Raw genomic sequence first — 10162 nt, 5'->3', positions numbered from 1 at the left:
CGTCGCGGGCGACCCCTCCCGGCCCTTCGGGCCACCCTCCCTCAAGGGGAGGGGAACGCCGAGCATTTCTAGAACGCTTCCGCCGGCAGCGCCATTAGCGTATCCGCGCCACTGGAAATGCGGGCGAGGCGCGTCGCGCTCTCCGGCATGATCCGCTCCATGAAGAAGCGCGCCGTCACCAGCTTGTTGTCGTAGAACGACGCGGCCCCATTGGCACCTTCGGCGAGCTTCGTTTGGGCGGCCTTGGCCATCTGGCCCCACATGTAGCCCAATGCCACCAGGCCGAAGAGATGCATGTAGTCGGTCGAGGCGGCGCCCGCATTGTCGGGCTTGGCCATGGCATTCTGCACCAGCCACATGGTCGCCGCCTGCAGGTCGTTAAGGCCCTTCTTCAGCGCCTTGGTGAAGGGCGCCATCTTGTCGTCGGCGCGGTTTTCCTCGCAGAATTCGCCGACCTCCTTGAAGAAGGCCTGCACGGCGCGGCCGCCATTCTGCGCCAGCTTGCGGCCGACCAGATCAAGCGCCTGAATGCCGTTGGCGCCTTCATAGATCATGGCGATGCGGGCATCGCGGACGAACTGGCTCATGCCGTGTTCTTCGATGTAGCCGTGGCCGCCGAACACCTGCTGCGCCATCACGGCGTGATCGAAGCCCTTGTCAGTCAGCACGCCCTTGACCACCGGCGTCAGCAGACCGGTGTAGTCGTCGGCCGACTGGCGGTCCCTTTCGTCACCGGAGCGGTGCGCGACGTCCGACTTGATCGCCGTCCACAGCGCCAGCGCTCGGCCGCCCTCGTTGAACGCCTTCATAGTCATCAGCGAGCGGCGGATATCGGGATGGACGATGATCGGGTCGGCCTTCTTGTCCGGTGCCTTGATGCCCGACAGCGAGCGCCCCTGGAGGCGGTCCTTGGCGTAAGACACCGCGTTCTGATAGGCGATCTCCGAGACCGAGAGCCCTTGCAGACCAACGCCCAGGCGGGCCTCGTTCATCATCGTGAACATGGCCTTCAGGCCACCGTTCAACTCGCCGAGCAAAGTGCCTTCGGCCTCGTCATAGTTCATGACGCAGGTCGAGTTGCCGTGGATGCCCATCTTCTCCTCGATCGAGCCGCAGGAGAGCGCGTTGCGCGCGCTGACATTGCCCGAGTCGTCGAGCTTGAACTTCGGCACGATGAACAGGGAGATGCCTTTGACGCCTTCCGGCGCCCCTTCGACGCGGGCCAGCACCAGATGGACGATGTTGTCGGCCATGTCGTGCTCGCCGGCGGAGATGAATATCTTCTGGCCGGAAATCCTGTAGGTGCCGTCGCCATTGGGCACCGCCTTGGTGCGCAGCAGGCCGAGATCGGTGCCGCAATGCGGCTCGGTGAGATTCATGGTGCCGGTCCAGGCGCCCTCGATCAGCCTGGGCAACCAGGTGGCCTTCTGCTCGTCCGTGCCATGGGTGACAATGGCCGCGATCGCGCCCTGCGTGAGGCCGGGATACATCATCAGCGCCATATTGGCGGACACCATGTATTCGGAGACCGCGGTGTGGACTGTATAGGGCAGACCCTGGCCACCGAACTCGGCCGGTGCCGCTAGGCCCATCCAACCGCCCTCGCTATACTGGCTGAAAGCGTCCTTGAATCCCTTGGGCGTGGTCACGCTACCGTCTTCATGGCGCACGCAGCCTTCCATGTCGCCGACCCGGTTCAGCGGATGCATGACGTTTTCGGCTAGCTTGGCGCCTTCGGCAAGGATCGCCTCGACGACGTCCGGCGTAGCGTCCGAGAAGCCCGGAAGATTAGAATAGCGCTGGTAGCCGAGCACGTCGTTGAGCACGAACAGCGTGTCCTGGACGGGCGCCCTGTAGATCGTCATGCCTTCCTCCACCCTTGCGGTCCCGGCCGGCCAGCAAGTTTCCGATCCGGATGTGGATGGGAGGCCGAGCCAATGTCGATGCCCCCGATAGCAAATATTGACGTTTGCGTAAACGTCAACTTCGTCGCAGCCCGAAATTTTTGATTAGCGCTCGCTCCAAGGCAACAAAAAAGCCGCGCGGCTGCAGCCACGCGGCTTTCTCTATCCTAGGCTATGCCGTTAGCGTGAGATCAGCCGGCGGCGCTTGCCTGCGGCGCGGCCCGCTCGGCCAGCATCTGGCGAACGATCGCCATCGAATTGCTCAGGTCGCTGATAGCCTCATCGATCAGCGCGCGCTGCTTCTGCAAGCGGGCAAGCTGCTTCTCGGACTTGTCGAGCGCCAGCCGCAACTGCTTGGTGTTGGATCCGGTCGGATCGTAAAGATCCATCATCTGCTTGACGTCCCGCAGCGAGAAACCGACCTTGCGGCCGAGCAGGATCAGCTTCAGCCGGGCCTTGTCGCGGCGCGTGTAGAGACGGGTCGAGCCGTCGCGCTTCGGATTGAGCAGGCCCTTGTCCTCGTAGAATCGCAGCGTGCGCAAGGTCACGCCGTACTTCTTGGCCATCTCGCCGATACGGACGAATTCTTCGTCGGTCTCGACCGATATGTGATTGCTATTGGCCGCGGCTTCGCCGGGCGAAACAAGTTTCATGGTCACTGGCTTTCCCCTGATGGCGTCGCGGTCACGGACCAAAACGTCGCCTGAGTGGAAGCGGGGGCGTGCTTCCAATCGTGGTTTCGACACTTCAATCGCAAGAGGCACGGCTTCGCACCTTTTACGTTTACGTCAATTCTATACCGACAGCCGGCACCTGACGCAAGGGCGTTGTCGGAAACAGAGCTTTATGCCGCACTCGGATGCCACCGGGCGGGGCAGGATTATGTGCCACTTCTTAAGCTTGGTTAACGCCTTGTTTACCACGTTGGGCGAAATGTGCGCATGTCGGTCACCCGTGTTTATCCTGTAGCGAATTTTTCACGGTTTTCGAAGCGTGGGTGAGAAACCCGGGAAGCCCGTCTTCCTCCGCAGCAAAACCGCGCGGACGCCTTCGTTCCCGGCAGACTCTGGGAAACCGGTCTCAGCCGGTCATTCTGAACACGGGCGCATCGATGAACAGCAAGCGGTCCTATCTCGATACACTCAACGCCGGTAGGCAGCGCCGGTCGCAGACCTCGCTGGAGGATCTGAGCCGCTCGCTCGAAACGCTGGAGCAGCGGCTGGAGCGGACGCGCAGCGACACGCCCGAGCGCCCCGATCCGCGGCGGCCGGCTCCCGAGCCGCGCTATGCGGCCGCGCAACCTTATGGTTCGCCCCGCTGGTACGAGGAACCCTACACCACGCAGAGGGACCAAAATCGCGGACCGCAAAACCGCGGGCCGCAGAACCCGGCGGCCGCAGCTTCCGACTTCGGCCCCAATTATCAAGCCATTGCCCGCGACATCGACCGGGTGCGCGGACAGGAAGACGGCGTCGCGATGGTTGGCAAGATCGCGGTCGAATTGCGCGGACTGCGCGAGGAGTTGCGCCATCAGATGACCGCCGGCCTGCAGCGCGAATTCGACGCGCTGCGTCAGGATATCGATCGCGCCATGCAGGCGGCGAGCCAGCATGGTGCCCCCGCCGACAAGAACAGCGCCGAGCTCGGCCTCGAGTTCGAACGGCTTTCCGGCGCCATCCACACGCTTGCCGAAAAAAGCGACGATCGCAGCGTCAACCTGCTGCGGCTGGAGTTGGAGCAGGTCAAGGCGGCGCTCGACACGCTGGCGCGCGAGGAAAGCGTGCGGGCCGTCGACCAAGGCGTGCAGGCCGTCGACCGCCGCTGGGACGATTTCGATCGCCGCTGGAGCGCCTTCGAGGATCGCGTCGACGCCGACCAGCGCCAGCGCGCCGAGGGTCCCAACCTTTCGGCGCTGACCGACCGCCTCGAACAGATCAGCAGCGCGGTCAACAACCTGCCGCAATCGCTGTCGCTCGCCTCGCTGGAGGAAAAGGTGCGCACCCTCGCCGGAGCGGTCGACCGTTTCGCCAGCCAGCAAACGATGCGCGGCGGCGAGACGCTTGCCATGATCGACGAGCGGCTGGACGAGATCTCGCGCGCCATCGTCGCCTCGACGGTGGCCGCGCAGGCCAATGCCTTCGATCCGGAAACCTTCGGGCGAATCGAGAAACGGATCGCCTCGCTGGCGGAGCAGATCGAGGAGGTCGCGCAGTCGCGTCCCGGCGCCGAGGTCATCGACCGCCTCAACCTTCTGTCCAGCCGTGTGGACGAGCTCGCTGGGCGCGCCCATCTGCCGGAGCAGGCGATGGAGCGTCTCGGCAAGCAAATTGCTTTGATCACCGACAAGATAGACCGCGCGCCGGCGATGCCCGACGCCGACCACATCTTCCAGGGCCTGGAGCAGCGTTTCGACGCGCTGTCCACGCTGCTCGAGCGCCGCCAGGGTGATGCCATCGAGCAGAGCAACCTGCTGTTCCGCGAACTCGAGCGGCGGCTGGACGAAGTCGCCGACAGGCTCGACCAGCGCATGCGGCAGGACGACGGCGCTGGCATCATGGAGGCGATCGACGCCCGCTTCACCGCGCTTGCCAAGCGCATCGAGACGCGCGCGCCCGATCCCGCCAACGAGATGGCGATCCGTGGCCTGGAAAGCCGGCTCGAGGACATCTCCAGCCGGCTGGAATCCTCCGCCGCGCAGGTCGCCGGCATTGATCCGGCACTGATCCGCAGCCTTGAGTCGCAGGTGACCGCCCTTTCGGCGCATCTTTCGAAGCCGAGCGCACCGCTTCCCGATTTCGAGGACATCAGCCCTCGCCTCGACGAGATCGAGAAGTCGCTGGCCGGCACGCGCGATTCCATCCTCACCGTCGCGCGCGAGGCTGCGGAGAACGCCGTGCGGTCCCTGGGCGAATCGAGTTCCGGCACGGCTGCTTCCAACGCAGCCGCCGTGAGCGGGCTCGCGCAGGACCTGAAGACGCTCGAAGCGCTCACCCGCCGTTCCGACGAGCGCAATTCGCGCACGTTCGAGGCGATCCACGACACGCTGCTCAAGATCGTCGACCGGCTCGGCTCGCTGGAGGCCGAAGGTCCCAGTGAAGCGGTCAGCGAACTGATCGACCCGCAGCCGGGCGGCAAGCGGGCCGCCCGCACCGGCAAGATCGCCGTCCAGGACGCGCCGTCGATGGATATCGACCAGCCGCTGCCACTGACCGGAGACATCGCCGATCCCGATGCGCGCGCCGCCTCCATCCTGCGCCACGATCCGGTTTCGCGAAACGAGCCGGCTGCACCGGGCGAACCTGTTACGCGTAGCGAACCTGTTACGCGTGGCGAATCTGTTACGCGTGGCGAACCTGTAATGCGCGGCGAAGCTGCCGCTCGCACGCCCGCCGAGGCCGCGGCCGCCGCCGCAATGGCTGCGCTCGGATCGGACGAAATTGGCGAGAAGGCTGAGACCACCGGCCGCAAGAAGTCGATGTTCAGCGGACTGGCGCGTGCCTTCAAGGGCAAGAAGAACGAGGACACGCCGCCGCTTGCCGGCTCGGCACCGGCCGGCGACGTTCCGACCGTCGACATCGACGAACCGCTCGATCCGAGAGCCGCCAACCGGCCGCTCGAACCTGGTTCCGGCGCGCCGGACCTCAACGCCATCATGAAGCGCGTGCGCGACGAGCGCGGCGGTCAGCCGGCCAAGCGCAGCGAGACAGATGCCGCCAAATCCGATTTCATCGCGGCCGCCCGCCGCGCGGCGCAGGCCGCCGCCGCGGAAGCCGACGCGCTGAAGCGGCAGTCGACGATGACCGGCCCGGTGAAGGCGCTCAGAATCGGCGATCTGCTCAAGGCGCGGCGGAAGCCCATCCTGATGGCGGCGGCCGCGATCATGATGGCACTGGCCGGCCTGCAGCTCGGCAAGGCCTTCTTCTCCGACCCCGCGCCGGTCGCCAGCAACGACGTCGCGCCGATGGTCTCCACCCAATCGGTCGAAACCGCCTCGCTCGATGTCAGCACACCCAAGCCCGACACGGACACTGCGAAGCCCGAGAGCGCGCCGACGCGTGCCGTCAGGCAGGCCGAGCCGTCGAAGGACGATCCAACGCCACAGGCCGCCTTTCAGCCATCCGCACCCGAAATACCCGCGGCCGCGGCGCCAGCCGAACCGGCGCCTGCTCCGGCGACTCCGTCCGCGCCAGCCCGGCCCGCGCCGATGGCTTCGGCGACACCGTCGGAGCCAGTCTCTCCGGCTGCGAACGGGCCTGCCATGGACACGGACGGCGACGCGCAACCCACCATCGGCCCGCCGCCGGCGAGCACAGCAATGCCCGGTGCCGCCGCAGCCGGTGCTTCCTCGGCCGGCACGCCGGCAACCACGTCCGCCGATACCACGGGCACCGTCTCGCCGGGCGGCGGCCAGACGGCAAGTTCGGCCACCAAGATCGATGTCCCGGCCGATATCGGTCCGGTGGCGCTGCACGACGCGGCCGCCGGCGGTGACGCCAAGGCGCTGTTCGAGATCGGCTCGCGCTACGCGGAATCGCGCGGCGTCAAGGAAGACATGGCGGCGGCCGCCAAATGGTATGAGAAATCCGCCGAACTGGGCTTCGCACCGGCCGAATACCGCATCGGCAATTTTTACGAGAAGGGCATCGGCGTCGCGCGCGACATCAAGAAAGCCAAGACCTATTACCAACTCGCGGCGGAACAGGGCAACGCCAGCGCCATGCACAATCTGGCGGTTCTGTTCGCGATGGCGGCGGACGGCGTGACCGACAATGAGTCGGCGGCGCACTGGTTCCAGGAGGCGGCCGACCTCGGCGTCAAGGACAGCCAGTTCAATCTCGGCATCCTTTCGGCCAAGGGCGTCGGCATGAAGCAGAACCTGGAGGAATCCTACAAATGGTTCGCTCTCGTCGCCAAGACCGGCGACAAGGACGCTGCGGCCAAACGCGACGAGATCGCCAATGCGCTCAGGCCCGAGCAGCTCGAGCGGGCGCGCGCCGCCACGGACCTGTGGAAGGCCAAGCCGCTCAACGCGGCCAGCAACTCGGCCGACATTCCGGAATCCTGGCAGGACAGCACGCCGCAGACCACCGCCGGCATCGACATGAAGAAGGCGGTGAAGAACATCCAGCTGATCCTCAATAAGAACGGCTATGATGCCGGCGGCGCCGACGGCGTTATGGGCGACAAGACCAAGAACGCGATCATGGCCTTTCAGACCGACAACAAGATGAAGCCGACCGGCGAGATCGACGCGCCGCTCGTCAAGGCGCTGCTTGCGCACAAATAACGGCAGGCGCGTCGCTTCCGCGACGGCTTGCCACAGATTTGCCTGTTAACTGATTGAGACGGTTTTCGTTTCGGCGCGGCGCCGGGGTTTGACCCCGGCGCCGCGCAAGAAAAAATTGGCTTTTCGGTGCGAAACTGCCGGGGACGGCGGCATTCGCCGACAGGCAAACTGATCGAGACAGACGGGTGGGCATCTATCTCCCGATCGCGGAAATTTCCGTCAACGTGTTCGTGCTGCTGGCGATGGGCGCGGCGGTGGGTTTCCTGTCGGGCATGTTCGGGGTCGGCGGCGGCTTCCTGATCACGCCGCTCCTGATCTTCTACAACATCCCGCCGGCGATCGCGGTGGCCACGGGGGCCAACCAGGTCATAGCCTCCTCCTTCTCCGGCGCGCTGTCGCACTTCAAGCGCGGCACGCTCGACTTCAAGCTCGGCGGAGTGCTTCTGGCCGGCGGCATTGTCGGCTCGACCGCCGGCATCTATGTCTTTGCGCTGCTGCGCCGGCTCGGCCAATTGGACCTCTTCATTTCGCTGCTCTACGTCGCGCTGCTCGGCACCGTTGGCGGGCTGATGCTGGTCGAGAGCGTCAACGCGCTGCGCGCCTCGCGCAGCGGCGCGGCGCCGGTGCTGAAGAAATCCGGCCAGCACAACTGGATCCACCGGCTGCCGTTCAAGATGCGCTTCCGCGCCTCGAAGCTGTTCGTCAGTATCATCCCGGTGCTCGGCCTCGGCGCGGCAATCGGCTTCCTGTCGTCGATCATGGGCGTCGGCGGCGGCTTCATCATGGTGCCGGCGCTGATCTACCTGCTCAAGGTGCCGACCAACGTCGTTATCGGCACCTCGCTGTTCCAGATCATCTTCACCTCGGCCTACACCACGCTGGTGCATGCCACGACGAACCAGACGGTCGACGTGATCCTGGCCTTCCTGCTGATGGCGGGCGGCGTTGCCGGCGCGCAATATGGCGCCAAGGCGGGCCAGCGGCTGCGGGGCGAGCAGTTGCGGGCGCTTCTGGCGCTGTTGGTTCTGGCCGTCGCCATCCGTCTGGCCATCGACCTCTTCGTGACGCCTCCCAATCGCTATTCGCTCGCGGGCCTGACCTGATGGGGCCGTTGAGAGCGTTCGCAGCCGCCATCCTGTCGCTCGCTGCCGCAGCACTGCCGGCGGCGGCACAGACGCCGGCGACGGAAAGCATCCAGATCGGCCTGTCGACCGACGCCATTTCGATTACCGCCGGGTTTTCCGGCGCTGACCTCACCATTTTCGGCTCGCTCGAAAATCCCGATCCGCTGATCGCGCGCCAGGGACGCTACGATGTCATCGTCGTGCTGGAGGGTCCCGCCCGCCCCGTCGTCGTGCGCCGCAAGGACAGGGTGCTCGGCGTCTGGATCAATCTGGAATCGGAGACTTTCGAGAACGTGCCGGTATCCTACTCGGTGGCGACGACCCGCCCGCTGCAGGACATCACCGAGCCGAACAGCTACAAGCAGCTGTCGCTCGGCGCTTCGAACCTCTACATGCAACCGGCCGAGCCCAGCGACAGCCCGATCACGATCGAGGAATTCACCTCGGCACTTCGCGAGCGCAAGACGGCGACCGGCCTTTACAGCGAGAATGTCGGGGGCGTCCAGTTCCTGTCGCAGAACCTGTTCCGCGCCACCGTCCGGCTCGCGCCCAACATCCCGGTCGGCACCCATAAGGCACGCGCCTTCCTGTTCAAGAGCGGCATGTTCGTGAAGGAGAGCTCGGCCCAGCTCGAAATCCGCAAGTCCGGTTTCGAACAGTCGATCTTCCGCGTCGCGCACGACTATTCCTTCCTCTACGGCGTGTTCGCCGTGTCCCTTGCCATGCTCACCGGCTGGCTCGGACGCATCGTTTTCCGCAAGGATTGACGTTTTTCGCGCGAATGAGGGTTCCCCTGTTCCCGGATTTGGGATAAGTCGCCGCCTCCCAACTCGGGGACAAGCACACATTCAATTCGGCAGAGCGGTCCGGCGACCGGGTGACGGCGCGTTTTTCGACGCCGGCGATGCGCTGCGACGAAACCAATGACAGGAGGCTGCTATGCATCCAGCATTCGGCGGCATCGATTTCGGCACGTCCAATTCCACAGTGGGCGTGATCCGCAACGGCCGGGCGCAACTGGTGGCGCTGGAGGGCGAACAGCCCACTTTGCCGAGCGCCGTCTTCTTCAACTTCGAGGACGGCCACACCTATTTCGGCCGCCGCGCAATCGCCGACTACACCGACAGCGTGGAGGGCCGGCTGATGCGCTCGCTGAAAAGCGTTCTCGGCAGCTCGCTCGCCAACGAGAAGACGCGCATCAAGGCGCGCCTGATCGGCTTCACCGACATCATCGGTTTATTCATCAGCCATTTGAAGAAGCGGCTGGAAGAGGATGCCGGCGGCCCGGTCGAACGCGTCGTGCTCGGCCGCCCCGTGCAGTTCGTCGATGACGATGCCGACGCCGACGCCAAAGCGCAAAGCGAGCTTGAAAAGGCAGCGCGCGCGCAGGGCTTCAAGCACATCGCCTTCCAGTTCGAGCCGATCGCGGCCGCACTCGACTACGAACAGAATGTCGCCCGCGAAGAGCTGGCGCTGATCGTCGACATGGGCGGCGGCACCTCCGACTTCTCGATCGTGCGCGTCTCGCCGGAGCGCGCCCGCTCGGACGACCGCAAGGGCGACATATTGGCCAATCGCGGCATCCATATCGGCGGCACGGATTTCGACCGGCTGCTTAGCACCGCCCATATCATGCCCGAGCTCGGCTATCTGACCCCGACCAAGGACGGCAAGCGCAATCTGCCGGCAAGTTATTTCATCGACCTCGCCACCTGGCAGCGCATCAATCTCATTTACACCGCGAAGGCGATGTCGGATTTGAAGCAGATCCGCTTCGAAGCCGAGCGCGCCGATCTCGTCGACCGCTTCATCCACATTGTCGAGCATCGTTACGGCCATGCGATGGC

At 65.1% G+C, this 10162-nt stretch carries 6 protein-coding genes; 4 read left to right on the top strand and 2 right to left on the bottom strand.

Features of this window, described 5'->3' with window-relative positions; all coding sequences use genetic code 11:
• Positions 1-68: 68 nt before the first annotated feature.
• Together EOA75_RS21865 and EOA75_RS21860 are read right to left on the bottom strand one after the other, a co-directional pair.
• The gene (locus EOA75_RS21865) at positions 69-1865 is read right to left on the bottom strand and encodes an acyl-CoA dehydrogenase (RefSeq protein WP_127325135.1); all 1797 of its coding nucleotides are present in this window, start codon (positions 1863-1865) and stop codon (positions 69-71) included.
• Positions 1866-2095: 230 nt separating this feature from the next.
• The gene (locus EOA75_RS21860) at positions 2096-2557 is read right to left on the bottom strand and encodes a MerR family DNA-binding transcriptional regulator (protein WP_082980529.1); all 462 of its coding nucleotides are present in this window, start codon (positions 2555-2557) and stop codon (positions 2096-2098) included.
• 458 nt (positions 2558-3015) lie between these two features.
• Between EOA75_RS21860 and EOA75_RS21855 the strand changes: the two genes are divergently transcribed.
• The 4 genes from EOA75_RS21855 to EOA75_RS21840 all read left to right on the top strand — a co-directional run.
• Positions 3016-7191 carry a peptidoglycan-binding protein gene (locus tag EOA75_RS21855; protein ID WP_127325134.1) on the top strand — a complete coding sequence of 1392 codons (4176 nt, stop codon included), beginning with the start codon at positions 3016-3018 and terminating at the stop codon, positions 7189-7191.
• 185 nt (positions 7192-7376) lie between these two features.
• Positions 7377-8294: a sulfite exporter TauE/SafE family protein gene (locus EOA75_RS21850; RefSeq protein WP_066996707.1), complete on the top strand. Its 918-nt coding sequence runs from the start codon at positions 7377-7379 to the stop codon at positions 8292-8294.
• Positions 8294-9082: a TIGR02186 family protein gene (locus EOA75_RS21845; RefSeq protein WP_067322676.1), complete on the top strand. Its 789-nt coding sequence runs from the start codon at positions 8294-8296 to the stop codon at positions 9080-9082. Before EOA75_RS21850 ends, EOA75_RS21845 begins: the two co-directional genes overlap by 1 nt.
• Before the next feature lie 172 nt (positions 9083-9254).
• On the top strand, positions 9255-10162 hold a 908-nt coding region (locus EOA75_RS21840; protein WP_164747488.1), incomplete at its 3' end, for an Hsp70 family protein.

It is taken from the genome of Mesorhizobium sp. M1A.F.Ca.IN.022.07.1.1 (assembly GCF_003997575.1).
Taxonomy (GTDB): domain Bacteria; phylum Pseudomonadota; class Alphaproteobacteria; order Rhizobiales; family Rhizobiaceae; genus Mesorhizobium.
The sequence above is the reverse complement of the archived record's forward strand: the minus strand, read 5'-3'. Positions and strand labels throughout refer to the sequence as shown.

Bases quoted from the DNA above. Each gene is read 5' to 3' on its own strand.
- EOA75_RS21865 (WP_127325135.1), bottom strand. From the start codon at position 1,865: ATGACGATCTACAGGGCGCCCGTCCAGGACACGCTGTTCGTGCTCAAC.
- EOA75_RS21860 (WP_082980529.1), bottom strand. From the start codon at position 2,557: ATGAAACTTGTTTCGCCCGGCGAAGCCGCGGCCAATAGCAATCACATA.
- EOA75_RS21855 (WP_127325134.1), top strand. From the start codon at position 3,016: ATGAACAGCAAGCGGTCCTATCTCGATACACTCAACGCCGGTAGGCAG.
- EOA75_RS21845 (WP_067322676.1), top strand. From the start codon at position 8,294: ATGGGGCCGTTGAGAGCGTTCGCAGCCGCCATCCTGTCGCTCGCTGCC.